General features: G+C 60.5%; 12 protein-coding genes and 1 tRNA gene. 6 read left to right on the top strand and 7 right to left on the bottom strand.

Features of this window, described 5'->3' with window-relative positions:
- Window positions 1-6: 6 nt before the first annotated feature.
- Window positions 7-4,905, top strand: a complete 4,899-nt coding sequence (locus RS897_RS32690) for a Tc toxin subunit A-related protein (RefSeq protein ID WP_315832806.1) — start codon at window positions 7-9, stop codon at window positions 4,903-4,905.
- 182 nt (window positions 4,906-5,087) lie between these two features.
- Window positions 5,088-12,416: a SpvB/TcaC N-terminal domain-containing protein gene (locus RS897_RS32685; protein ID WP_315832805.1), complete on the top strand. Its 7,329-nt coding sequence runs from the start codon at window positions 5,088-5,090 to the stop codon at window positions 12,414-12,416.
- A 524-nt stretch (window positions 12,417-12,940) separates the two neighbouring features.
- Here RS897_RS32685 and RS897_RS32680 read toward each other — a convergent pair.
- From RS897_RS32680 to RS897_RS32660, 5 genes are all read right to left on the bottom strand, one after another.
- Window positions 12,941-13,141: a hypothetical protein gene (locus RS897_RS32680; RefSeq protein WP_315832804.1), complete on the bottom strand. Its 201-nt coding sequence runs from the start codon at window positions 13,139-13,141 to the stop codon at window positions 12,941-12,943.
- Between the two features lie 284 nt (window positions 13,142-13,425).
- Window positions 13,426-13,773: a DUF6481 family protein gene (locus RS897_RS32675; protein WP_315832803.1), complete on the bottom strand. Its 348-nt coding sequence runs from the start codon at window positions 13,771-13,773 to the stop codon at window positions 13,426-13,428.
- A gap of 150 nt (window positions 13,774-13,923) precedes the next feature.
- Window positions 13,924-13,999: transfer RNA gene (locus tag RS897_RS32670), tRNA-Lys, on the bottom strand.
- An 84-nt stretch (window positions 14,000-14,083) separates the two neighbouring features.
- Window positions 14,084-16,753: a glycosyltransferase gene (locus tag RS897_RS32665; RefSeq protein WP_315832802.1), complete on the bottom strand. Its 2,670-nt coding sequence runs from the start codon at window positions 16,751-16,753 to the stop codon at window positions 14,084-14,086.
- A gap of 258 nt (window positions 16,754-17,011) precedes the next feature.
- Window positions 17,012-17,581, bottom strand: a complete 570-nt coding sequence (locus tag RS897_RS32660) for a beta-1-3, beta-1-6-glucan biosynthesis protein (protein WP_315832801.1) — start codon at window positions 17,579-17,581, stop codon at window positions 17,012-17,014.
- A 441-nt stretch (window positions 17,582-18,022) separates the two neighbouring features.
- Here RS897_RS32660 and RS897_RS32655 point away from each other — a divergent pair, with 441 nt between their 5' ends.
- A complete protein-coding gene (locus tag RS897_RS32655; RefSeq protein WP_315832800.1) occupies window positions 18,023-19,600 on the top strand; it encodes a glycoside hydrolase family 17 protein in 1,578 nt (525 codons plus the stop codon).
- Here RS897_RS32655 and RS897_RS32650 read toward each other — a convergent pair.
- Together RS897_RS32650 and RS897_RS32645 are read right to left on the bottom strand one after the other, a co-directional pair.
- A complete protein-coding gene (locus RS897_RS32650; protein ID WP_315832799.1) occupies window positions 19,560-19,940 on the bottom strand; it encodes a hypothetical protein in 381 nt (126 codons plus the stop codon). The two genes, RS897_RS32655 and RS897_RS32650, sit on opposite strands and share 41 nt — an antisense overlap.
- Before the next feature lie 69 nt (window positions 19,941-20,009).
- Window positions 20,010-21,215, bottom strand: a complete 1,206-nt coding sequence (locus RS897_RS32645) for a hypothetical protein (protein WP_315832798.1) — start codon at window positions 21,213-21,215, stop codon at window positions 20,010-20,012.
- Between the two features lie 259 nt (window positions 21,216-21,474).
- Between RS897_RS32645 and glmU the strand changes: the two genes are divergently transcribed.
- The 3 genes from glmU to RS897_RS32630 all read left to right on the top strand — a co-directional run bounded on the left by glmU (window position 21,475) and on the right by RS897_RS32630 (window position 25,804).
- Window positions 21,475-22,833, top strand: a complete 1,359-nt coding sequence (glmU, locus tag RS897_RS32640) for a bifunctional UDP-N-acetylglucosamine diphosphorylase/glucosamine-1-phosphate N-acetyltransferase GlmU (protein ID WP_315832797.1) — start codon at window positions 21,475-21,477, stop codon at window positions 22,831-22,833.
- Between the two features lie 154 nt (window positions 22,834-22,987).
- Window positions 22,988-24,814 carry a glutamine--fructose-6-phosphate transaminase (isomerizing) gene (gene glmS / locus RS897_RS32635; RefSeq protein WP_315832796.1) on the top strand — a complete coding sequence of 609 codons (1,827 nt, stop codon included), beginning with the start codon at window positions 22,988-22,990 and terminating at the stop codon, window positions 24,812-24,814.
- A 189-nt stretch (window positions 24,815-25,003) separates the two neighbouring features.
- Window positions 25,004-25,804 (top strand): DUF502 domain-containing protein, encoded by an 801-nt coding sequence (locus tag RS897_RS32630; protein ID WP_315832795.1) that lies wholly within the window; start codon window positions 25,004-25,006, stop codon window positions 25,802-25,804.
- Window positions 25,805-25,811: the final 7 nt, after the last annotated feature.

The following is a 25,811-nucleotide window of genomic DNA, read 5'->3' as shown; positions in this document are numbered from 1 at the left end:
GAGGCGATGACCGCATCCATCCAGGACACTCTGAACACGACGCTTCGCGATGCCTGTCTGGCGATGTATCTCGACGAGGTCGTGACCAATGACCCGACCCTCGCCGAGCTTGGGCTCACCGGGCAGCTGAAAACACCCGAGGATTTGTACGCGTTTTTCCTGATCGACCCGCTGGTGGAGCCGGCGGTGGAAACCAGTCGGGGCGCGCAGGCGGTCAGCAGCCTGCAGCAGTACATCAACGGCATCATCATGGGCGTCGAGCCCGGTTACAACATTCCCATTCAGCCGCAACAGCTGCAGGACTGGGATGAAATGAATTACCGGTATCCGCTGTGGGCGGCGAACAAGATGCTGGAATCCTACCCTGAGGCCTATATCGACCCGACCCTGCGCTGGGGCAAGTCCGGCTACTTCCGCGAGCTGGAGCAGACCATTAATCAAACCAAGATCAACGCGGACACCGTGGGCGACGCGGTGCTCAATTATCTGTCGCGTTTCGAAAGCGTGGCCAATCTCAAGATCATCAACGGCTATATCACCAGCCACGATATGGGCGAGTGCGTGTGGTATTTCATCGGCAAGCCGCGCACGGAAATGAGCCAGTATTACTGGCGTTCGGTGGATATGCGGCGCCATGCCGATGGTTCGCAAACGCTGGCACCCGGCGCCTGGAGCGATTGGGAGGAAGTGGAGCTGCCGGTGGTCGACGGCGCGCGGGTGGAGGAGGACAGTATTCGCCCGGTGTTCTTCAACAACCGTCTGTATGTGGTGTGGGCGGAGCAGTTGGAGGTGACTGAAGACACGCAGGATTCACTGAAGGTGCCGCCACAGACAGACTTTCCTTCCGAGGTTGAGTATGGGCGGCTCGGCGAGACACTGTTATCGCTGAAGATGATTTACCGTCGTTATGACGGTACGTGGAGTACGCCGTTTACCTATGCGGAACATTGGCTGCCGGTGGATCGGAATGCGTTGCCGGGGCCGCTGCATACGATTGCGTTTTATGATGTGAGCACTGTTCCTGAGCGATTGATTATCGGCATGTATAGCGGGTTCAGAGCGGGTTCGGGAGAGGGACAGTTAAGCCCAGGCACCAAAAACAGCTGTGCCTTCATGCGTAATGTCGAGATCGATCAGAACTTCGCGGTTGAGCGTCTTTTTCCCACGGAAGCCGACAGCATGAAGGCCGAAACCACCGACGCCAATATGGGGTTGAGGGAAAAATATATTCGCGCGGTTTATCACTTTACTTTGGTGGGCAGTGGAAAATTCGAACATCCTGAGCGCAAACAGTTGGTGGCGCAGACCAGTTTGTATGAGCATACGGAAGGGGAATCTAGCGAGAAGGCCCACGGGAGCGAAAATTATCAGAATGTTCGCGATCAGATTATTACCGAGGTCAGTGATATCGGCGTCGACGGCAAAGTCAAAATGCGCACACGTGTAGCCTTGGGCGGGTTGGAAGTGCTTAGGTTGCGCACGGCTTCATTGAAACTAGAAAGTTCCATGTGCTCCGTGGAGGTGGAACTGGTGATTTTGCAAGTGGCGGGCAACAAATTGTCAGTGGCTGGTAGTTATATGTTTCAGAATAAATACACCTCGGTAATGCGTGGGGAAATAAGCTTTTACGTTGAGGCGACCTGGGAAAGTGCGATGTTGGTGAACAGGGACGGCTCTCAGTTCATCAAGAGCATCGAACCGGGAAAAACTGTGCGTGGCGATATCGACGGTTATTTAAAGTCTTCGCAAGGAGAGATGAATGATTTTGGGTTCTTTTCCTCGTCACCAAGAGTGACGACAACGGGGTGGCTTGGAAATCCACCGACGAGCTTCCCCGAGATTTCTAAATATGCGCAAGTTTCCATAAGGAACGAAGCCAATGGCCAAACGCTGTATAGCGATGAAGTAAAACTACCTGCCGACATTGTTACCTTTGAAAACTCCCTTCCCATGAGGAAAAATCTTTCTGATGAGCTGCTCGAATCGTATTACGTCGTAGAGTTGAGAGTTTACCGTAATGATGACGTGCAGGAGGGCAGCGCTGCAAAACGCATCACGGTGAAACCTGGTGGAGTAAAAATCAAGAATCTCGGCGGAAACTACGGCATTCCTCCCCATGTCGCCAGTAAACCCGATTCCAACATCGGAACCGCGGAATACCTGGAGTTCATCGGGTCGCAGATCGAAAAATTCGACACCGCTGACCGCAAACCTATTCGCATGAACACGCTGTTCGTGCCGGCACTGATCAACAAAGGCAATCAAGGCCTGGAGCATTTGCTGCAATGGAGCGTGCAGGAATTGCCCGAGCCGCCGATGGGTTCGGAAACCGCCATCGGAAAAATGGATTTCAACGGTGCCAACGGCCTGTATTTCTGGGAATTGTTTTTCCATCTCCCGTTTCTGGCCAGCTATCGCCTGAATCTGGAACAGAACCACGCCGCTTCGGAACGTTGGCTGAAGTTTGTTTTCGACCCCGCTCAAAAAGACAGAAAAGGCACCAAGCCGCCATTTTGGAATGTGCGTCCACTGTTGGCGGACACCGAAGAAGGCGCGGCTGAGGGGGTTGCCGCCAGCGAAGGCCGTCTGGTCGATCTGGTTCTGGCGGCGGATGATCCGGATACTGTCGCGGCGGCGTATCCAATTCATTATCGCAAGGCGATTTTTCTGCTGTTCGTGCGCAATATGATCGATCGCGGCGACCTGGCCTATCGGCAGCTGACGCCGGACAGTGTCAACGAAGCCCGCCAGTGGTATATCCGCGCCTCCGATGCGCTGGGTCCAACGCCGGAAACCACGCAAGTCAGCGACTGGACGCCGATTGCACTGTCCGATCTGGCTTCGGCAACGAACAGCGAGTTACGCAGTTGGTCTGAGCAACTCGGGCAGTCTATCGTCAGCGTGCCGCTGTCCACACCGGCGCGGATTCCCCATGAAACCTCCGCGCGCATGCGCGCCAGAAGCAGTGAAGTTCACTCCCATTACCGGGGCCGGTCCAACAGTCGGGTTTTCAATCAGCGTCATGGCGTGGCGGGGCAGCGCACCGTCATTCCGCGCGAACCGAATCCGCATTTCCGCCCGGCCTTGAACGAGGCGCTGACCGAATCCTGGGGCCGAGTCGCCACACGCCTGTACAACCTGCGTCATAGCCTGACCATCGACGGCAAACCGATGGTGCTGCCATTGTTCGCGCCGCCCATGGACCCGAAGGCTTTGTTGGCGAGTCGCAACCAATCCGGCGCCGGCGGCAGGGCGGCCGGGGGCGGCGGTGTCACGGCGGTGCCCCCGGTGCGTTTCGCCGTGGTGTTGAGTCTGGCCAATCGTGGCGTGGATACCTTGATTCAATTCGGCAGCAGCGTGCTGAGTTATATCGAGCGCAAGGAGCAGGCCGAACAAACGGAGCTGCAGCAGACCCAGCTGTGGGAAATGTCCGACTTTATTCTGAAAGCGCACGATCTCAATATCGAAGCGGCCAGGCACAGCATCGAGGTGCTGAAAAAAAGTCGCGAGTTGATTGTCGAGCGTCAGCAGCATTACACGAGGTTGTACAACGAGAATATCTCGGCCACGGAAAACGCGGCGCAAAGCCTGCTGACGGAGGCGAAAGTGCTGCAAACCGCGGGCTCGGTCAGCAGCGCGCTCGCGCCCGCGCTGCGTATGGTGCCCAACGCTTATGCCTTTGGCGCGGGCGCCATCGGCGGCATGGCGTGTGGTGCGGAGGCGTCCGGTGGAGCCGGCGGCAGCGATTGGGGCGGCATTCCCGCTGGTATCGGCATCACCTTGACCACCCTGGGCCAAGTCGCGGAAATTTCCGCGAGCTCGTCGCTGGTCACTGAGGATTACCGGCGGCGCCGGCAGGAGTGGGAGTTGCAGCGCAATCTGGCCACGCTGGAACTGGCGCAGCTGGATGAGCAAATGATCGATTTGCAATTGGCGGAGCAAAGCGCGAAGCAAAATCGCGTGCAGGTGGAACAGGAGCAAATTCGACAAAAGGCGATGCTGACGTTTCTCACCTCACGTTTTGCCGGCGTGTCCCTGTATCAGTGGATGTTGAGTCAGATGTCCGCGCTGTATTTCCAGGCCTATGACTGTGTGCTCAGCCTGTGTCTCTCTGCGGATGCGGCCTGGCAGTATGAAACGGGCGATTACGCCAGCCGCTTCGTGCAGCCCGGCGGTTGGAACGACACCTGGCGCGGCATGCTGGTGGGCGAAAACCTCAAGCTGAATCTGATGAAAATGGAAGCGGCTTATATCGCCAACTCGGAACGCGAACTGGAGATCACCAAAACGGTTTCGCTGAAACGCCTGCTGGGCGAAACCGAGTGGCAGACGGTGCTGGACAATCTCCAGAAAACCAGCGCCATGCGCCGGCGCGGTAAATCCGCGGATAACGGCAAGGACGGCAAGATTATTTTTTCGCTGAATGAACGTCTGTTCAACGAGGATTATCCCGGCCACTACCTGCGCCGGATCAAATCGATGAGCATTTCTCTGCCGGCGCTGGTCGGGCCGTATCAGGATGTGCGTGCGATGCTGACGCAAACTTCCAGTTACCTGATCATCGGTCCCAGTCTCGAAGCGGTGGAATCAATGATGACCCCGGACGCGACACCCACCGAGCAGGTCAAGCTCAGTCTCAGGCCGGGGCAGCAAATCGCGCTGTCCACCGGTATCGACGACAACGGCATGTTCGTGCTGAATTTCTCCGACGAGCGTTTTCTGCCGTTCGAATACACCGGCGCGGTGTCCTCCTGGGAGCTGGAATTCCCGCGCGTTTTCGACGAGGCGCAGCAGGCCATGCTCGCCAGCCTCAACGATGTGATCGTGCATGTGCGTTACACCGCGCGTTATGGTGGCGATGAGTTCAAGAAAGGTGTGAGTGGGCTGCTGGGTGATCCTTCGTAACGCGGCTGTTTTTTATGCGGACTTTTCCCTTTATGGCTCTCCAAGCGCGGCTTCGACAAACACAGCGAGCCAGTCGTTTTTCGACGCGCTCTCACAAAATGCGTTCGCAACGGGCATCGTGTCAGCCACAAATCACAGTTTTCCGGATTTCAAAGAACACCCCAATTTGAAAAGGGTGCGTTATGGACAACGAAGCGCAAGGCCTGTCGATGGCTCCTCCTTCTCTACCCAGCGGCGGAGGTGCCATCAAAAGTATCGGCAAGGGTTGGGGCGCGGTGGGGCCACGCGGCACAGCGTCACTCGATATCGATCTGCCGATCAGTGCCGGCCGGGGTTTTGCGCCGGCCCTGGGTCTCGTTTATCAAAGTGGCGCCGGTAAAAGTGAATATGGGCAGGGCTGGTCAGTACCGGTGCCGATGATTGCGCGCCGCACCAGCAAAGGCGTTCCCGTGTATCGGGATAACGATGAAATCGTCGGTCCGGGTGGTGAAGCGCTGTTGCCGGAGCTGGATGAGCATGGCGAGACGATCGCGCGCGCGGTTAGCACCTATCGCGGCGTGCAGCTCGATAAAACCTATCAGGTGGTGCGTTATTTTCCCCGGCTGGAAGGCAGGGGTGATCTGATCGAATGCTGGCGCGACGGTGCGCGCTGGTTCTGGTTGATTCATGCGGTGGATGGCGATGTGCAGGTGTATGGCCGGCGTTCGCGCACGGAGCAGGTGGTGCCGGAGGGCACGCGTACCGCGGAATGGTCCATCGACGAGTCGGTGACCGCGCACGGCGAACACATTCTGTATGAGTATGTTGGCGAAGATGATCGCAACGTGCCGGTTCCCTGGCGTGCGCGCGATGTTTCGCACTATGCCTATCTGCGCTGTGTGCGTTACGGCAATCGCAAGGCGGATCAGGTGCCGTTTTTACTGCAATCCGAGCAGGTCGATTCTCAGCAGTGGCATTTCGAGCTGATCTTCGATTATGGCGAGCGCGATATCGATTTGACGGCAACGCCCACGTATGCCGCCTCGCGGGATTGGCCAGTGCGGCAAGATCCTTTTTCGCGCTTCGATACGGGTTTTGAAATTCGCACGCTGCGTCTGTGCCATCAAGTTTTGATGTTTCACCGTTTTCCCGAGCTGGGCAGTGAACCTGTACTGGTGCAGCGCCTGCTGTTGGAGTATGAGCAAAGTCCCGTGGTGTCGCATCTGGTGGCGGCGCATCGGATGGCCTATGGCTCCGATGGCGAGATAGCGTATTTGCCGCCGCTGGAGTTTGACTACACGGCCTTGCCCGTGTCGGCACAGGCGCAGTTTAAGCCCTTCGATGCAATGCCGGGGCTGAACGATGGCCGCTATCAGCTGGTCGATCTATTCGGCGAAGGTGTGCCCGGGGTGTTGTATCAGTCCGAGCGCGGCTGGATGTACCGCGAGCCGATACGCGCGCAAACCGGCGCTGACGACATTGCTTATGGCGAGTGGCGGCTTTTGCCGCAGATTCCAGTGGCCAATGCCGGCGCCCCCGCTGCGCAAGCGCTGATGGATTTGACCGGCGATGGACGCCTCGACTGGATCGTGGCGCAGCCGGGTTTGGCGGGATTTTTCACCTTGCATCCCGATCGCTCCTGGTCGGAGTTCGCGCCCTTCGCCGCCTTTCCAACCGAGTTTTTTTCACCATACGGGCAATTGGCCGATCTGGTGGGCGATGGTCTGGCCGATCTGGCGTTGATCGGCACCCGCAGCGTGCGGCTTTATGCGAATCGGCGCGAATCGGGTTTCGCCGCGCCGATCGATGTGCCGCGCAATTCCACCGACGACAATCTGCCGGTACCGAACAACAGCCGGACCGAACTGGTGGCCTTCAGCGATCCGCTCGGCAGCGGCCAGCAGCATTTGATCCGCATCCGCCATAACGAAGTGAGTTGCTGGCCGAATCTGGGCAACGGAGCGTTCGGCGCGAGGTTTACGCTGGCGACCTTGCCTTTCAGCTATGAAAAGTTCGATGCGTCACGCGTATTGCTTGCCGATCTGGATGGCTCCGGCGCGGTCGATCTCATTTATCTGAACAGCGAACACGCGCTTATTTTCATGAATCAGAGCGGGCACGGCTTTGCGGATCCGTTCGAGCTGCCCTGGCCCGAGGGTGTGCGTTATGACCGGCTCTGCCGGGTCAGCACGGCGGATTTGCAGGGGCTGGGATGTTCCAGTCTCGTTTTCACCGCGCCGCATATGACGCCGCAACATTGGCACTGTGATTTTTCCACGGGCGGCAAACCGTATTTGCTGCATAAATCCGACAACAACATGGGCGCGGAGGGGCGTGTTCGTTATCGCAGTTCGGCGCAGGAGTGGCTGGATGAAAAGCGGGAGCGCATCGAGGGCGGACAGCCTGCCGTTGTATCCCAACTGCCGTTTCCGGTGCACGTGGTCGCGGAGCAAAGCCAGCATGATCAGATCGCGGAAAGAACTTTCACGCAGACGTTCAGTTATCGCAACGGTTATTACGATGGTCGTGCACGCGAGTTTCGCGGTTTCGGTCTGCTGCTGCAGCGCGATACCGACGCGGCGACAGCGGCCGCGTCAGCGGATGAGGATTTCGTAACGCCGCTGCTGACCAAAACCTGGTTCCATACGGGAGCCACCGACTACCGCTGGCGCGAAGGCTTCGATACCAGCGATCCCGAGGCGAATGCGCTGGGCGACGTGCTGTATTCGAATTTCGACAGTACCAGCGAAACCGATGAATTCGGTCAGGAAACACAATGGGATACGGACACTCTGCATGACGCGGCTTACGCGTTGTGCGGTTCGGTATTGAGGTCAGAACTGTTCGGCGCCGATCAGACCACGCCCTACGCGACGATCGAGGCGCGTTTTCTGGTGCGCCGTCTGCGGGCGCGTCGTACGCACGATCGGTATTCGGTGATGCAGATGCTGCCCGTCGAGGCGGTTCATTACACCTACGAAAGTACACTCACCGATCCGAAGTGTCAGCACAGCGTTAATCTGCGTTGGGACCGTTATGGGGTACCCACCCAAAGCGCGCAGGTGAGTTACGCGCGTCGTGACGGCGCCACGCCGTTTCCCGACGATGATTACGCCACGTCTTGCTGGGCAGCTTCGCACGATGCGTCGCAGGCGCATTACTACATTGCGGAGAGTTTACAGCGGGCCATTCATCTGGAGGATCCGCAGGGCTGGCGTCTGCATTTACCCTGGCAGGCTCGCAGCAACGCGCTGGTCATTCCCGCCGACGCGCTGGCACCCGACGAAATTTCCTATGAATCGTTTGCCGGCTCGTCATCGCCGCTCGATGCCCATCCGCGCGTACTCACGGGACAGAGTGTGGTGCGTTATCAGTTGTGCGGCGATGGCGAAGCGACCTTTGAAGCCTTGACCCACTATACGGAGCTGGCCGAACTCGACGACAAGGCGCTGGCCGCTTACGACGATGTCTTGAGCGAGGCGGAACTGGAAGCACGCTTGAGCGAAGCGGGTTTTCACCTCATGGAGGAGATTTTGTCTTCCGGCTCTGATCCGGCCAACAAGGTGTTGTGGTCCGTTCGCCGGGGCTTCGCGACCTACAGCGATCTCGACGGTTTTTATCGTGTGGTCCAGTACAAGGAAAACGCCGCCGCGGGCGAAACACGGATTCAATTCGATGCGCACTGGTGCGCGGTGAGTCAGGTGACGGACGCCGTGGGCTGCGTTACTGAAGCGCTGTATGACTATCGGACTCTGCAACCATTGCGCATCACCGATCCGAACAACAACCGCGCGGAAGTCTTGTGCGATGGCTTCGGATGTTTGCTCGCCGCCAGCTTCTACGGCACCGAGGGTGAGGAGACCGTGGGGTTTGCCCCCATCGATGACTACCGACGGGAAATTACCGAGCCGGAGGCGGCTTTGAACGATCCGGAGACGGCTTTGCAAGGCGCGGCCACGGCGTGTTTCACCGATCCGTTCAGCTGGATGGGAAAAATCGACAGCCGTTTGCAGAAAACGGCGCGAGATAACGATTGGATCGCTAAACGGCTCGTTTTGCCGGATGGTCATTTGCGTGGTGTGGCGCGGGCTCGCTTATCTCAGGCTGATCAAACGCTGGTATCCGCCGCCGTCGCCAGACAATTACTGGCGACACCACGCCACCCCGTGCATAACTTGGTGTTGCGGGCGGATCGTTATCCGGACGATCCCGAACGGCAGATTCGCATGGCATTGTCGTCGTCGGATGGATTCGGCCGGATTCTGCAAAGCAAACAGAAAGTCGAGCCGGGGCTGGCTTATCGTGTGAGCGTGGACGATACGCTGGAGCTGGAGGAAGGCGCGCCGGTTTCCGTCGAAGCCGATCCGCGCTGGTGCATAAGCGGCCGTGTCGAATACAACCATAAGGGTCTGCCGGTGCGCAGCTACCCACCTTATTTTTCCAACAGCCATCGTTATATTCGCGATCAGGCTTTCCGCGAATTCGGCCATTGCGACAAGCAGTTTTACGATGCGCTGGGCCGGTGTGTTTCGGTGCTGAGCGCGCGCGGAGCCCTCTGGCGCACCACGTATTTGCCGTGGCATGTTGTCAGCGAGGATGCGAACGATATGGCCGCCGACGATCCGCTGCACTACCGGACGCCGACGCTGAATGTGAGCGATCCTCGCGGTTTGAGTGCGCGCGGTGTGGCGTTTCATCGGCGGAAGCAGAGAGACGCCGTGGAACAACGCGTGGCGCAGCAAATCCACGATGTCGCCGGGCTGCCGGTCGCGAGTCGTGATGCGCGTCTGTTCGCGCTGGCAGAAGAGGATGATACAACACCCGTAAACCAGTCCGTGGTGTTCAGCCTGAGCGGCTTGCCACTGCTGACGCGCAATGTGGATTCGGGATGGAGCGTGACACTGGTCGGTGCATCGGGGCTGGGCCTGGAAAGCTGGGATAGCCGAGGCATGCATCGGCATAAGCAATACGATGCTGCATTGCGCCCGGTCGCCGTGTTTGAACAGACGGGAGATGGATTTCCCGCGCGTGCGGTCGAGTATTTTACCTACGCCGGCACTGACACGGAAGCGCAGGCGCGCAATATTTGCGGACAGCTGATACGGCACGATCATGCGGCGGGTACGCGATTTGTCGAACGCATCAGCCTGACTGGCGGCCTGTTGCGGGAATCCCTCTACTTCCTTGCATCGATGGATACACCCGACTGGCCGGACGCGATCCCGGAACGGGATGCATTGTGGGAAGAGGACAGCGCTGCCACTACGCAATACCGCTACAACGCGTTGGGCGAAACGCTGGCGCAGATCGATGCCAAGGACAACCAGCAGCTATTCGCGCACACGGTGGCGGGGCAGCTCAAGGCTGTTTCTCTACAATTACGGGGGCAGGCGGCACCGAAACGGTTGCTTGACGATATTCGCTATAACGCTTTCGGTCAGGTGGAAAGTGAAACGGCGGGTAATGGTGTGATCAGCGTCGCTGAATATCGTCCCGAAGATGGCGTGTTGATCCGTGGCAGCGTGCGCCGCGCGAATGGCGACGCCTTGCAGGATTGTTTGTACGAGTACGACCGTGTGGGCAATATGCTGCGCTGCGAGGATCAAGCGCAGTCGGTGCAATATTTTAAAAATCAGCGTGTCGAGCCGGTCAGCACGTATCGCTACGACACGCTGTACCAGCTGATCGAGGCGACGGGGCGCGAAGTCAATAACGCCAGCCACGGCCCGGCGCTGCCGGAGCTGCAACCGCTCAATCCGGATCAACTCTCCAACTACGTGCAAACCTACCGCTACGATGGCAGCGGCAATCTGATCGAGTTGCGTCACGCCGGCGCGCAGAATTTCACGCGGCGTTTTGGCATCGCGCGGCACAGTAACCGCGCGTTGCCGGAGCGGGACGGGCAACTGCCAGGTGAGCCGGATATCGCCGCCGGTTTCGATGCCAATGGCAATCTCAAACAATTGCAACCGGGGCAGAGTCTGTTCTGGAACAGCCGCAATCAACTGATGAGAGTCAGGCCGGTGGTGCGTGAAGACGGCGAAGACGATAGCGAGTCTTATGTCTATGACGCACGCGGCATGCGGCTGCGCAAGGTGAGCACGACACGGGCGGCCAATCGAACGCACACGGCGGAAGTCCGTTACTTGCCGGGACTGGAAATTCGCAGCGATACCGCCAGCGGAGAGAGATTGCTGCATGTCATTAATGTGCACGCTGGTGCCGGTAACGTGCGTGTGCTGCATTGGGAAACCGGCAAACCGGAAGATATCGAAAATGATCAGATCCGTTTCACGTTCAGTAATCGTGTGGGGTCCGGAACATTGGAGCTGGATGAAAACGCGGCGCTGCTGAGTCAGGAGGAATACTACCCCTACGGCGGCACGGCTTTATGGGCAGGAAGAAATACGCTGGAGGCCAGTTATAAAACGATCCGGTATTCCGGCAGGGAGCGCGATGCGACGGGCTTGTATTACTACGGTTACCGCTACTACGCGCCCTGGCTGCAACGCTGGCTGAATCCAGATCCAGGCGGAGCGGTGGACGGGCTCAATCTTTATCAGATGGTGGGCAGCAATCCCATCCGTTATGTGGATCGACTGGGTGGAAATCGGGAGGCTAGGGATGCGCTGGAGAATCAGATCCGACGCTACGACGAGCTTATCAGAGAAGTCACTTCGGCGCTGAAGACGAAGAAAGAGCAGTTTGGCAACCTGCAGGAATCCGGTGATATCGGCAAAAAGGCGGCGGGGCATATGGCGTATCAGGTCACTACGGGGGCTCTCAAGGTTGGTACCAAGGTGGGGTTGACCGTGGCGGGCTCCGTGCTGCTCCCGGGGTTAGGAACAGTGGCGGGCTATGCCTTATCAGAGGTGGTGGTTTCGGGTGCAAGCGCGGCCGCATCCTGGGGAATCGACAAAGCTATGAAAAAAGGCGGGAAAAAAGTTGGTTGGGCATCGGACGTCATTCCGAAGTCCTCTGAAATGAATCCCGAACAGTTTATTTTTGATGCATCCAGTAAAACCAGGCAAGCAAAGTTGCTGATGAGTGGCAAGCGGCCAATCGATGTGAGTAAAAAAGATACCGTTGAAACATCTTTGGGATACGCGGCCAAGGTCGTGCCTCTCCCAGGGGCATCAACTGCGGCCAAAACATTGTTTCAGGTTGGCGACACCGCCCAAGAGACCAAGCGTGCGATGGCGGGTCTGGGGCTGGAAAAGCTGGATAAATTCCATGCGGCGATTGATTCACTGGAGAGCATGCTGGAATCTGAATTTGATCTGACCGCAATCGCATTTAATGAGCTGGACGTCATTGAAATACCTCGACACGCTGAAGGAGTGATTGGAGGGATGAATACCACGACGAACAAACTCACTCGGCAGGGCCACCATAATCTCATCCGCTTTGAGAAATTACTTGGCAAACACCAGGATGCCATGCAGATGCTCGGCGAGATCCAAGGACATGTGTCTCAGCTCTATTTCAAACATCACCACTCTAAAAACGACATCGAGAGCTGGAAGCCATGAAAGCGTTTGTGCATTCGCCCGACATGGCGCTGTTTTGAACGTGGCCGAGTACGACCAGGCTTCCACCCTGGAAACTTCGGTTCGAACCGAACGTCCGTGCCAGCAAGCAGTTCTCCGACTTCGTCTATCAGCTAAGGCGCTCGGTTGTGGACCTCTGCGACTCGGCGAAGCCGAGTCGCTTTGGGAAAAGCAGGGGCGGCACCTGCAGTCGGGACCAATTGGGGTGTAGCCCCATAGCGTTTTCGAGCGACGTGGGTACCGGTTCGCGTTAAGAAAACGCGTCAAAACAAGAATGAGCCCGGTCCAAAGCCGCGGATTCCAAAGCCGCGATCCTGCGTTCGAATCGTAGCTCCCCCGCCATCCCGCTCTTCGAGCTTCGTAGGATCAGTCCTTGCTTCGGGCGAAGCGGGATGTCCTCCGAAGCTTTAGCGTAGGAGGGCGGGTTCGAACTCAGTCCCGCCCTCTCGCCAAATAAAAAGACCGCCAAAGGGCGGTCCTGTCTCTGCTTAACTTCTGGCCGTCACTTACCGAATAACCGACGCACCTGAACTCGATACCGTCACCAGCTTTCCAGCCTTGACGATACCAGCGGTCTGCGTGTTGCCGGTGTTCAGGTCCGAGCGCTTGGACAAACCAAAACCCGCCAGCGCGATACCAGCAACCAGAGCGACCATCACGATCTTGAGGTGGGTCGTGCGATCTGCGGAGTGGATCGAGTGGTTCATCGGATGTCTCCTGCCGTCAGTACCGGCGTTCTGTTGACAACAGGAGTAAGCGGGGTTCGTTTCAGGACGACTTCGTCGCGCCTGTGAAATGGTTTCGTGGAAGAGCCAGCGTCGCTCTCGACAAACGCGCATGGCAGTAAATATTCAATAAATATCAGTGGCTTGCCTAGTTGATGGCGCGTCTGACGTCGGATCTGCCTAATCCGCTTTGGGCCTCTGCGGGGGGACTCCGCAGCGATAAAATCGCATCCGTCACCGGGAGGCGTGGCCTCCCGACCATCAGGTTATTTTCGCTTCTTCTTGCGTGCGGCATAGCGCGCGTCACGCGCAGCCTTTTGCTCGGCCTCGAGCGCGGCTTGGCGGGCTTCCGCCTCGGCCTTTTCACGAGCGGCCTGGGCTGCCAGCTCGGCAGCGGCTTCTGCTTCGCGGGCCTTCTGCTCAGCCTTCGCGGCCTCACGGGCCGCTTTCGCCTTGGCGCGCTCGGCGGCCTGCGCCTCGCGTTCAGCCTGCCGCTTCAGCACTGCCGGATCGTCGGCTGCTGGCTTGGCTTGAAATTTCTCCAGCATGGCCTTTCTGGCGGCCTGGGCCGCTTTCTGGCGATCGGCAAAACTGGCTTCCTTGAATCCGCTCATCGGTTACGGCTCGTTACTTTCTTCGTTTGTCGCGGCGGACCCGGATCTGATTCCGACAGCGGCCAGGGCGCCTTCTGCATCTACAGGCTTCGAGAACGATTTTCCGGGAATCCGAGTAACGCCGGATCGCTCTAAGCTATTGTTTTTACTTGGTGAGCGCGGAGGGACTCGAACCCTCGACCCCATGATTAAAAGTCACGTGCTCTACCACCTGAGCTACGCGCTCACTCGCCGCGCTGTGTAGGGGGCAGGTCGATGCGGGTCAATAGCACAGGGCGAACAGAAATGGGCCCTGTGGATCAATGCTTTATCACGGCACCTCGCTTTGGATTTCCGATCCCATCGCAGGCGGCGGATTTAGTGAGCCGGGGATCGGCAGCGACACCGGGCGCAGGCCGATCAGCTCCGCGGTTCTGATGCCGGTCTCGCGCCAGAATGTGAAATTGTTGATCCGCGAATTCTCCAGGGTCGCGATGGCCACCGCGGCGAGGAACGGAAGGCTCTGCAGGAGCAGCACGCCAGCGAAGATGTAGATCTCCGTGATCTGCTTTGAGGCATTGGTGATGATGAGCACCGCAGCGCCGACCCAGAGCAGCACGCCGATCACGGCCTCCCAGAATGCCTGGAATTCCACCGACATCCGCGACAGGCCACCCTTTGAGGTGCGGGCGAACGGCAAATGTTCGGTGATCAGGCCGTTGGCGACCGCGCGCGACACCGTCCATTGCACCGACATCGCCGCGATCATGGCGCCCAGCATCTGACCGATCCTCACTTTCACCCGCAGCCGATACAGCGTGAGGAAATGCAGCGCCGACACCACGAAGGAAACGATGATCGGCAGGGTCAGGATCTTGTCGGGAATGGCGATCGCGGCGAAGGCGACGATCGGCACCCAGATCAGGTTCAGGATCGCCACCACGACGCCGAGGCTTTCGGCGCCAAGCCAGTTCAGCCATCCCAGCGAGAACTCGCGCCTCTGGTCCCGCGTCAGCCGGCTGGCGCCGGGCAGGAAGCGCCGCCAGTGCTTCTTGACGATCTGGAAGCCGCCATAGGCCCAGCGATGGCGCTGCTTGCGGAACGCCTCATAGGTGTCCGGCAGCAGGCCGAAGCCGTAGCGCTTGTTGGTGTAATGGGTGATCCAGCCGTTCTCGACAATGGCGAGACCCAGATCAGTGTCCTCGCAAATGGTGTCGCCGGCCCAGCCGCCGGCCATATCCATGGCGGCGCGGCGGATCAGGCACATGGTGCCATGGACGATGATGGCGTCGTGCTCGTTGCGCTGGACCATGCCGATGTCGAAGAAGCCGGCGTACTCGCCATTCATGATGTAATGCATCAGCGACTGGCCGCCGTCGCGATGATCCTGGGGCGCCTGCACCAAGCCGACGCGGGGGTCGGCGAAGGCGGGCACCAGGTCCTTCAGCCAGTCGGGCGTCACCACATAGTCGGCGTCGATCACGCCGATGATCTCGGCGTCGGGCGCGGTGCGTGCCATCGCGATCTTCAGCGCGCCGGCCTTGAAGCCCTGCACCTTCTCGGCATTGATGAACACGAACCGCTCGCCCAGCATCCGGCAATGGTCCTGGATCGGCTGGGTGAAGGCCGTATCCGGTGTGTTGTTGATGATCACCACGCACTCGAAATTCGGGTAGTCCAGCCGGGCCACCGCGTCGAGGGTCTGCTTCAACATCTCCGGCGGCTCGAAATAGGCCGGGATGTGGATCGAGACTTTCGGGAACACGCCGTCCGCGGGCGCGGGCAGGCCGTTGGTGATCAGGCGGCGGGGCGCGCGACCGAACGCGATGGTGGCGATTTCTTCAATTCGCGCCATGGCGATGATGATCAGCGGCACCAGCAGGATCAGGCCGAGGGTGAGGGCGAAGGCCGATCCGAACACGAAGTAATGGCCGTTCCAGTAGGCGAACACTGTCGCGACCCATGCGCCGACGCCGTTGGCGGTGGCGGCGAGTACGGCGGTCTGCATGGCGGTGGGACGGAACAGCCGCAGGATCGGCAGCGACAGCAAGATGCCGACCAGCAGGGCGATGGTCGCGAGTTTCCAGTAATCGGGGTCGACCACGGGCCCGGTCCACGCGAACTTCGGTTCACGTGATGCATTCAGAATGCCCCAGTAAGGGCCTACGCCACCTTCAAAAAACTTCCAAGGCTGGTCGATCGCTTCGACGATATTGTAGTCCATGCCGATGGCTTCGGCGCGGGTCACGAAGTTCCGCAGGGTCACAGCCTGCTCGAACGGGCCGGGAACGGAATTGCGCAGGTTGTAGCCGGCGCTGGGCCAGCCGAATTCGGCGATCACCACCCGCTTGCCGGGGAAGTTCTCCCGCAGCAGGCCGTAGATGTACATCGCCTGATCCACCGCCTGCTTGTCGGTGAAGTTCTCCCAATAGGGCAGCACGTGGGCGGCAATGAAGTCGACCGACGAGGCGAGGCTCGGATTGTCACGCCAGATGTTCCAGATCTCGCCGGTGGTGACGGGAACGGTCACCTGCTTCTTGACCCGCTGGATCAGCTCGATCAGGTCCTCGACCTTCTGCTCGCCGCGATAGATGGTTTCATTGCCGACAACGATGCCATTAACGTTGCTGTTGTGCTTGGCGAGATCGACCGCGGCGCGGATCTCACGCTCGTTGCGGTCGGCGTTCTTGTCGATCCAGGCGCCGACCGTGACCTTGAGGCCGAACTCGTTGGCGATCGGCGGCACCAGTTCGACGCCGCCGGTGGACGAATAGAGGCGGATCGCTTTGGTCATCGTCGAGAGAGTCTTCAGATCCGCCCGAATCTTCTCGGCGGTCGGAACATTGTCGACGTCGGGATGGCCGGCGCCCTCGAACGGCGCATAGGACACGCTCGGCAGGATGCCCTTGAAGTCGGGAGCGTCCTTCTTATCGCGAAGGATGCCCCAGAGTGCGGCGTGGATGGCGGTAACACACAACAGGACGGCGACGACGGCGCGCATTCGCGACTGAACCAATACCGGGACTGTGGTTTTCAGGATGCGAACCCGTCCCCCAGTTTCAGCTCGAAGGGCCCGCTCAGGCGTTCAACCAGTGACGTTCAATAACGACGCGACGATGAACGGCAGCTTAACTATGCCACGCAGTTTAACAACTCGTATGACGGCATGTCATTTTCAGGGCGACACGCGGCGAACGGGATTGTTGGACGGCTGTTGCGCAACCGGACAACGTCCCGATCGTTCCCGCGGCGGCGGGAATTATTTCGCGGGGGCCGCCGGTGCTGCTGCCGCGGCCGGCGGTGCTGCAGCCGGAGCAACCGCCGCGGCCGGAGGCGTCGTGGGCGCCGGAGCCGCCGCTGCAGCCGTCTGCGGCTGGGCGTTCGGATTGACCCAGCAGGCATGGACGCGGCTGGTCAGGGTTTCGGAGACCTTCGGATCGATGGAGCCGCCGAAGCGGGTCAGACAGCGGAACGTCGCCTGGACGTGACCTCCCGGGCAGCCGAAGCGGTCGTACAGATCGAGGTGTCGGAACGCGGTATCGAGGTCGTCGCGCCACATCAGGCTGACCACGCGGCGGCCGAGCCATACGCATTCCGGGTTGCCGGCGGGGCCGTTGATGGCCTGGGCGGCTTCGGCGAATTCGTCGGTCTTGCGCTGGCTGTCCTTGGCCGCGTCGGCGGGGTTGGCGGCAGCGGGCTTCTGGGCCTGGTCCTGGGCGCGCAGATCGCCGCTTTGGGCGATAGCGCCGCCGATGCCGATCAGCAAGGCCGCGCTTGGCACGGCAATCGCACGAAACACTGCGTTACGAAACTCAGACAGCAGACGCATGAAGTCCCCGACAATTTGAATGCAGCACGGCCCGCGCTGGGTTCGCCATGTCCTGGTTTGCACCATGATGGTTCGCCCGTGTGATGCCGCGAAAATTGGCCCCCAATGCGGCGGATCGCTGTTCCGCCGCGCCCTCGGATTCCCATGGCCGACATTTTTGATTTTGTCCAGCAAACTCGGAAGTTTACGGCGGCGAAGATGAATGTTCGTTCAGGCCGGCGGCGGATCCCACGAGACGACGCCCACCGACGAACTTTGACGGGTGCTTTGGTCGTCACTCTGCTGCGAATGCGGTAGACCAGTTGGCTGGGGACCCGCCGGCTCGCGACCAGTTCGGGGCTTGGCAGATGTGCGATGACGGGCTAATCGACCCTAGAACTCGGCAGGAGGGGACCAATTTCATTTCGTACGCCGCTGGCGCTTCTCCTGATTTCCCTCGGCATGATCGTTGCTGTCTGGTGGTGGCTGGCCACACCGGTGACGTTGGCGCGCGCGCCGATCGACCCGGCCGCGAAGCTCCAATGCGTCTCCTATGCGCCGTTCCGCGGTGCCCAGAACCCGCTTAACCTGGCGCTGCATATCGACGCAGCCCAGATTGCCGAGGACCTTGCCCAGCTGGCCAAGATCACCGACTGCGTGCGTACCTACTCGGTCGACAACGGCGTCGATCAGGTCCCGGCACTGGCGGCCAAGGTCGGCCTGAAGGTCATCCAGGGGATCTGGCTGGGCTCCAACAAAGTCAAGAACCGGCTGCAGATCGAGAGCGCGGTCAGCCTGGTCAAGGCCAACCCGGGGGTGATCTCATCGGTGGTGGTCGGGAACGAAGTTCTGCTCCGCGGCGAAATGACCGCCTCCGACCTTGCCGGGCTGATCCGTTCGGTCAAGGCGCAGGTGGGGGTGTCGGTCCCGGTGACCTATGCCGACGTCTGGGAATTCTGGCTGCGCCATCGCGAGGTCTATGACGCGGTCGACTTTGTCACCATTCACATCCTGCCGTACTGGGAGGATTTCCCGATCCGCGCCAAATACGCTGCGGCCCATGTCGACCAGATTCGCAAGCGGATGGCGGCAGCGTTTCCCGACAAGGAAATCCTGATCGGGGAAACCGGCTGGCCGAGCACGGGGCGGATGCGCGAAGGCGCGTTGCCGTCGCGCACCAATCAGGCCCGCGTGGTGTCGGAAATCCTCGATCTGTCGAAGCGGGAAGGGTTTCGGGTCAATCTGATCGAGGCCTACGACCAGCCCTGGAAGCGGCGGCTCGAAGGCACCGTCGGCGGCTACTGGGGATTAATCGACGAGGATCAGCGCGCGCTGAAGTATCCGGCGGGGCAGCCGATCAGCAACTATCCGCTCTGGAAGCTGCAGATGGCCGGCGGGCTGGTGCTGTGTGTCGTCGTCTTTGGCGCGGCCTTCTTCAAATCCCGGCGGCGTCCCTGGCAGCCACGGTTGTCGTCCTGGATCGCGGTCGCGATCTCGGCGACCACGGCCGGAGCGCTGCTCGGGCTTGCGGTGGACAAGATGATCTATGAAAGCCTCGGGATCGGCGGCTGGACCCAGTGGGGACTGCTGCTTGCCGCGGGCATCCTGGCGCCGACGCTGACGGCGACCGCGCTGATGTCGGGCCGCTCGCTGCCGACGTTCCTCGAGATCATCGGGCCGCGTGGCGGCCGGACTGATTCCGTGCTCTGCGCGACACTCGGCGTGATCCTGATCGTGACGGTTCTGATCGCTGCCGAAACCGCGCTCGGCTTTGTCTTCGACCCGCGCTACCGCGATTTCCCGTTCGCGTCGCTGACCATGGTTGTTGTGCCGTTCCTGGCCCTGATGCTGCTGAACCGGCCGCGCGAGGGACGGCGACCGATGCCGGAGGCGATCTTCGCCGCGACACTCGGCCTCTCGACGCTGTACATCGTCTTCAACGAGGGGATCGACAACTGGCAGTCGTTATGGACCTGCGGCGCCTACCTGCTGCTCGGCCTCACGCTGTGGCAGGCGCGGGCCGTGCAAACCCCAGAATAAGCAGGCCGATCGCGATCCCTGACAGGACGATATTGTAGAGCACGATCCCGAATCCCGCGACCACCAGTCCCGCCGTCAGCGTTACGATCGACGGCCGGATCAGATGCAGCGCGGCGATCACCAGCGCCGTGATACCGAACACCGAATTGCGAAACAGGGCCGTCATCAGCAGGCGGGTCTTGCACAGCATGGTTTGCAGGCCGCCATCACAGGCGAGCGCCACCGGGGAATATTCGATCGCCAGATAGCGCAGGTACAGCGCGTAGCCGACAGTGAGAAAGCCAACGACCAGGAGCCATTGCACTTGCAGGGCGGAAAGGCGGAACGGATCTTTTTTCATGCGCCGACTATAGGTTTGGAACGACCCACCGGGCAACCCGGTCCGGGAGTGGAGGAGGCCCGGACTGGATCAGCGGTTGCGGAACAAGCCGGAAACCGTTGTCGACGTCGGGGGATCGGCGGCTGGTGTCGCGGGCTGAGCCGCAACGGTAGCCTCCTCGCGCGGGAGATGCTGCACTTTTCGCTTGCGGACAGGACGTGGCGTCGGAACAGGCGTTTCGTCCGCCGCCCTGATCGCCAGCCGCTGACCATCGAATACGGTCGCCTCGCAGGCGCGATTCCCCTCGGCCATGGCGGCGCAGATCCTGGCGGCCGCAGCGGCATTATTGAGCGGGCCTGCCACCAGCCGCAATTGCAAGCCCAGTCCGTTACGCCGCTCCTTGACGACGATAATCGGGCGTAGTGACGCGACCTGCTCCCCCTTCGACTTGACGATGCCCTGCCAGAGTGCGCGCAGTCCGTCGATCGAATTGGCGCCGCCGAGATCGATACCGAACTCGGTGCGCTGGACGGCGATTTCCGCCGCACCACCCGCCGTATCGGTGTCTCTGCTATCGGGTAGCGCGGCAATCACCAAAGGGGGGCCTGCCGCTTTTTCTGGCTGCACCAGCGTAATCGGATGGGCTTCGATCAGCTTGGGGGCGGCCGGATCAGGGGGCGCGTAAACCGTCGAGGCCGGCAGCGAGTCCTTCGCGCTGTCCTTGACCGCTTCGCGATCCGATTCCCTGAGATCCGGTGCCGCAGTCGCTTGTGCAGCGGACGGCGCGCTTGGTGCAGCATGGGCGGCTTCGGAGGGCAGAGGCAGCGTGGCTGTCGCCCCCGCGATCATGGGCGGCGGTACCCCTCGGATCGGCTGCGCAACTGACGACATCACCAGCGATGCTGGCGTGGTCTGTCGTGTGACCGATCCGGTGACCGAGTCCAGCCCCTGTTCCAGCACCGTCACGCGGGTGAAGAGTCGATCGCGATCACCATTCAGTGTGTCGATCGCTGATGACAGTCGCCGCGTCTCGGTCTGGCTTTCCTTGGCGACCCACTGGATCTGCTGCGACTGCCGCGTGAGATCGGCAGATGCGATCTGGTCGCGACGCAACCCGTTGGATGTGTGTACGGCGAAAAACGCGATGACGATGGCGCCGATCGCGCCCACGGCCCATGATCCGAGCTGCCACAGCGAGTGCCAGCTCCAGTCGCGTTCTTCAGCAAGAAGGTTGCTCAGCAGGCCGTCACTGTCGTCGGCCGTCATGTCGGCAAGCTGGTGTCGCTCTTTTGTCATTGGGACTTTTGCATCATGGGACTTTTGCGTCAAATCAGTGCCGCCGGCCCCCACTTGCCTGCCGCGGCGCCACCAGTAGTGGTGCCGTCATTCCAGCCGCGATTCGCGCCAGCCCTGCGAATCACAGGGAAATGTTAACAGGAACACGGGCACCGTGCCTTGCCGCAAACGCACGCGGAGGACTCTTTCGTCCAAAAGCCTTTTGTCGGTTGGCCGGCTCGGCTATGACCCTGCCGGACAGGCCATAACGGGACATTCTATGAGCGGCAGGACCAATCTGACCATCGTGCTTGCGGCCGGCGAGGGCACGCGGATGCGCTCGTCGTTGCCGAAGGTGCTGCATCCGGTCGCCGGGCAGCCGTTGCTTCGCCACGTGCTTGCTGCCGCGCCAGGCGGTGAAGGTTCGTCGCTGGCTGTCGTGGTCGGCCCCGACCACCAGGCGGTGGCTGACGAGGTCACTCGCGCCAGGCCCGATGCTCAGACGTTCGTGCAGACTGATCGCCGCGGCACGGCCCATGCGGTGCTGGCCGCACGCTCTGCCATTGCACAGGGGGCGGACGATCTTCTGGTGGTGTTCGGTGATACGCCGCTATTGTCTGCCGACACTTTTGCCCGGTTGCGCGCGCCGCTGAAGGACGGCGTCGCGCTGGTCGTGCTCGGGTTCCGTGCTGCCGATCCGACCGGTTACGGCCGCCTTGTCGGGGAGGGCGGCGAACTCGTCGCCATCCGCGAGCAGGCCGATGCCAGCGCGGAAGAGAAAAAGATCACGCTGTGCAATGCCGGCATCATGGCATTCGACGGACGGGTGGCGCTGACCATTCTTGATAAGATCGGCCATGCAAACAGCAAGAACGAGTATTATCTGACCGATGCGGTGGCCATCGCTCGGGAACTCGGATTGAAGGCCGCCGTGATCGAAACCGGCGAGGACGAAGTGCGCGGCATCAACACCAAGGCCCAACTAGCCGAAGCCGAACAGGTAATGCAGGCGCGGCTGCGCAAGGCGGCGCTCGAGGCCGGCGTCACCATGGTTGCGCCGGAGACGGTCTATCTCGCAGCCGATACCGTGTTCGGCAAGGACGTGACGGTGGAGCCGTTCGTGGTGTTCGGCCCCGGCGTCAGTATCGCAGACGGAGCGGTGATCCATGCCTTCTCGCATGTGGTTGGTGCCTCGATTGGGGCCAACGCGTCGGTCGGGCCTTATGCCCGTTTGCGGCCCGGCACCTCGCTCGGCGAGGGGGCGCGGATCGGCAATTTCGTCGAGACCAAGGCTGCGACGATCGAGGCGGGCGCCAAGGCCAATCATCTGAGCTACATCGGCGACTCCCATGTCGGCGCGGGCGCCAATATCGGCGCCGGCACCATCACCTGCAATTATGATGGTTTCGACAAGCATCGCACCGAGATCGGTACCGGAGCCTTCGTCGGCTCGAACTCGTCACTGGTCGCGCCGGTCAAGATCGGCGCCGGGGCCTACATCGGATCGGGATCGGTGATCACGCGCGATGTGCCGGATGATGCGCTGGCGGTCGAGCGCAACGAGCAAAGCCTGCGGGAAGGTTGGGCCAAGCGGTATCGCGACACGAAGCTGGCGCGAAAGAAGAAGCCCAAATCTTGAGGGCAGGACTAAAGGCGGGACTTCAGCAAGACAGGCTTTGTTTAGGTTAACAATTCAATCTGTCGTAATCCGCAACAATTATTGAGTCCGTGGGCCGCATAAATCTCGGTAGAGATTTAGTGCAAATTAAGCCGATTTGGGGAAGCTGAACCGCATGTGCGGCATTGTCGGAATTCTGGGGCGTGGTCCGGTTGCGGAGCTGCTGGTCGATTCGTTGAAACGGCTGGAGTACCGCGGCTACGATTCCGCTGGTGTCGCGACGCTGGAAGGCACGCAGCTCGAGCGGCGCCGCGCCGAAGGCAAGCTCAAAAATCTCGAAGCCAGGCTGAAGACCTCGCCGCTGCAAGGGCATATCGGCATCGGCCATACCCGATGGGCGACCCACGGCAAGCCGACCGAGAACAACGCGCATCCACACGCAACCGAGAATGTTGCTGTCGTTCACAACGGCATCATCGAGAATTTTCGCGAACTGCGCCAGATGCTGGAAAAGCAGGGCGCCATATTCGCGACCGACACCGACACTGAAGTGGCGGTGCATCTGGTCAATTCGTATCTCACCAAAGGACTGACGCCCGAGGACGCCGTGAAAGCCTCGCTGCCGCAGCTGCGCGGCGCATTCGCGCTCGGCTTTGTCTTCAAGGGCCATGACAACCTGATGATCGGGGCGCGCAAGGGCGCGCCGCTGGCGATCGGTTTCGGCGACGGCGAGATGTATCTGGGATCCGACGCCATCGCGCTGGCGCCGCTGACCGACACGATCAGCTATCTGGAGGATGGCGACTGGGTGGTGCTGACGCGCGACTCGTCGGTGATCCGCAACGAGCAGAACGGCATCGTGCGCCGCGAGGTGCTGAAATCGGGGGCCTCGAGTTTCCTGGTCGACAAGGCCAACTACCGCCACTTCATGGCGAAGGAAATCCACGAGCAACCCGAAGTCGTCGGGCATACGCTGGCGCGCTATATCGATATGGCTGCCGAACGCATCGCACTGCCGCTGCAGTTGCCGTTTGATTTCCGCGACATCCAGCACATCTCGATCACCGCGTGCGGTACGGCGAGTTATGCCGGATCGATCGCGCGCTATTGGTTCGAGCGACTGTCGCGGCTGCCGGTGGAAGTCGATGTCGCGTCCGAGTTCCGCTATCGCGAAGCTCCTTTGCGCAAGGGGGATCTTGCGATCTTCATTTCGCAGTCCGGCGAGACCGCCGATACGCTGGCCGCGCTGCGCTACGCGAAGGAGCAGGGGCTTCATACGCTGTCCGTGGTCAATGTGACGACCTCGACCATCGCGCGCGAAAGCGAGACCGTGTTGCCGACCCTGGCTGGCCCCGAAATCGGCGTCGCCTCCACCAAGGCGTTTACCTGCCAGCTCACAGTGCTGGCTGCGCTAGCGATTGCTGCGGGCAAGGCTCGCGGCATTCTCTCCGACACCGACGAAGCCAAGCTCGTTCATGGCCTCATCGAAGTGCCGCGCCTGATGGCGGCGGCGTTGGCCACTGAACCGCAGGTCGAGAAGCTCGCGCGCGACATCGCCAAGAGCAAGGACGTGCTCTATCTGGGGCGCGGCACCAGCTATCCTCTCGCACTTGAGGGTGCGCTGAAGCTGAAAGAAATTTCATATATCCACGCCGAAGGTTATGCCGCCGGGGAGCTGAAGCACGGCCCGATCGCGCTGATCGACGAGCAGATGCCGGTGGTGGTGATCGCGCCGTACGACCGGGTGTTCGAGAAGACCGTATCGAACATGCAGGAGGTTGCGGCTCGTGGCGGGCGGATCATTCTGATGACCGATGCGAAGGGAGCCGCTGAGGCAACTGTCGACTCCCTGGTCACCATTACGCTTCCCGACATGCCGGCGACCGTGACGCCTCTGGTTTACGCCATTCCGGTGCAATTGCTCGCCTATCACACCGCCGTCATCATGGGCACCGATGTCGACCAGCCGCGCAATCTCGCGAAATCCGTCACGGTCGAGTAACGGCGTCAAATTGACAGGCAGCCTGTGGCGGGTGGTGCAGGAACTTCTGATCGGCGGCGCTAGACAAAGCGTCGCACGTTCGTTGCGGTAAATGTGCCAAAACCTGCTATGATGCGGCGTCGCGAATTGTGTCGATCCTGCGACAGCCGTTTTTGGATGACGCCGTTTTCTGGATGATCTGGGCCACGAATGACCTCACAAGACAAGCCGCCGGTTCTGCCGTCGGGTGATCTGCCTCCTCTTGCTCCGCCCCCCGAGGTTCCGCGTGGCTTTATGGCGCGGGTCAGGAACTATTTCCTGACCGGATTGATCGTTGCCGGCCCGGTCGCGATCACAGCCTATCTGACCTGGTGGTTCGTCACATGGGTCGACGGCATCGTCCGTCCGTTCATTCCGACGGACTACCGGCCGGAAACCTATCTGCCGTGGGGCATTCCCGGCTCAGGCTTGGTCGTTGCTTTCCTGGCGCTGACCATCCTCGGTTTCTTCACGCACAATTTGATCGGCCGCACGCTGGTCGATCTCGGCGAACGGCTGCTCGGCCGCATGCCGGTGGTGCGCGCGATTTATCGCGGCCTCAAGCAGGTGTTCGAGACGCTGTTTTCCGGCAACGGATCAAGCTTCCGTAAAGTGGGCCTGGTGGAGTTTCCGTCGCCGGGCATGTGGTCGATCGTGCTGATCTCGCAGACGCCTGGCGGCGACGTGGCGAAAAAGCTTCCCGGACAGCAGGAATATATTTCCGTCTTCCTGCCGTGCGCGCCGAACCCGACCACCGGTTTCTTTTTCTACGTGCTGAAGGCCAGCGTGATCGAGATCGACATGAGCGCCGAGGATGCCGCGACCTTGATCATGTCGGCCGGCGTGGTGCAGCCCGGCGGTGATCCCGACAAGAAGGTGGTTGCGCTTGCCGATATGGCCAGCGCCGCGCGCGCAGCCCGTGATGAGGCCGCCGCGAAGCCGGCCCCGAAAGTGGCGGCGCCGACGAATTAAGCCGGCT

This window comes from Bradyrhizobium prioriisuperbiae (assembly GCF_032397745.1).
Taxonomy (GTDB): domain Bacteria; phylum Pseudomonadota; class Alphaproteobacteria; order Rhizobiales; family Xanthobacteraceae; genus Bradyrhizobium_A; species Bradyrhizobium_A prioriisuperbiae.
Note: the sequence above shows the minus strand (reverse complement) of the source record. Positions and strands in the feature narration are given on the sequence as shown.

Excerpts from the sequence above, each read along its gene's own strand:
- RS897_RS32690 (WP_315832806.1), top strand. The coding sequence starts at position 7 with ATGACCGCATCCATCCAGGACACTCTGAACACGACGCTTCGCGATGCC.
- RS897_RS32685 (WP_315832805.1), top strand. The coding sequence starts at position 5,088 with ATGGACAACGAAGCGCAAGGCCTGTCGATGGCTCCTCCTTCTCTACCC.
- RS897_RS32680 (WP_315832804.1), bottom strand. The coding sequence starts at position 13,141 with ATGAACCACTCGATCCACTCCGCAGATCGCACGACCCACCTCAAGATC.
- RS897_RS32675 (WP_315832803.1), bottom strand. The coding sequence starts at position 13,773 with ATGAGCGGATTCAAGGAAGCCAGTTTTGCCGATCGCCAGAAAGCGGCC.
- RS897_RS32665 (WP_315832802.1), bottom strand. The coding sequence starts at position 16,753 with ATGCGCGCCGTCGTCGCCGTCCTGTTGTGTGTTACCGCCATCCACGCC.
- RS897_RS32660 (WP_315832801.1), bottom strand. The coding sequence starts at position 17,581 with ATGCGTCTGCTGTCTGAGTTTCGTAACGCAGTGTTTCGTGCGATTGCC.
- RS897_RS32655 (WP_315832800.1), top strand. The coding sequence starts at position 18,023 with ATGATCGTTGCTGTCTGGTGGTGGCTGGCCACACCGGTGACGTTGGCG.
- RS897_RS32650 (WP_315832799.1), bottom strand. The coding sequence starts at position 19,940 with ATGAAAAAAGATCCGTTCCGCCTTTCCGCCCTGCAAGTGCAATGGCTC.
- RS897_RS32645 (WP_315832798.1), bottom strand. The coding sequence starts at position 21,215 with ATGACAAAAGAGCGACACCAGCTTGCCGACATGACGGCCGACGACAGT.
- glmU (WP_315832797.1), top strand. The coding sequence starts at position 21,475 with ATGAGCGGCAGGACCAATCTGACCATCGTGCTTGCGGCCGGCGAGGGC.
- glmS (WP_315832796.1), top strand. The coding sequence starts at position 22,988 with ATGTGCGGCATTGTCGGAATTCTGGGGCGTGGTCCGGTTGCGGAGCTG.
- RS897_RS32630 (WP_315832795.1), top strand. The coding sequence starts at position 25,004 with ATGACCTCACAAGACAAGCCGCCGGTTCTGCCGTCGGGTGATCTGCCT.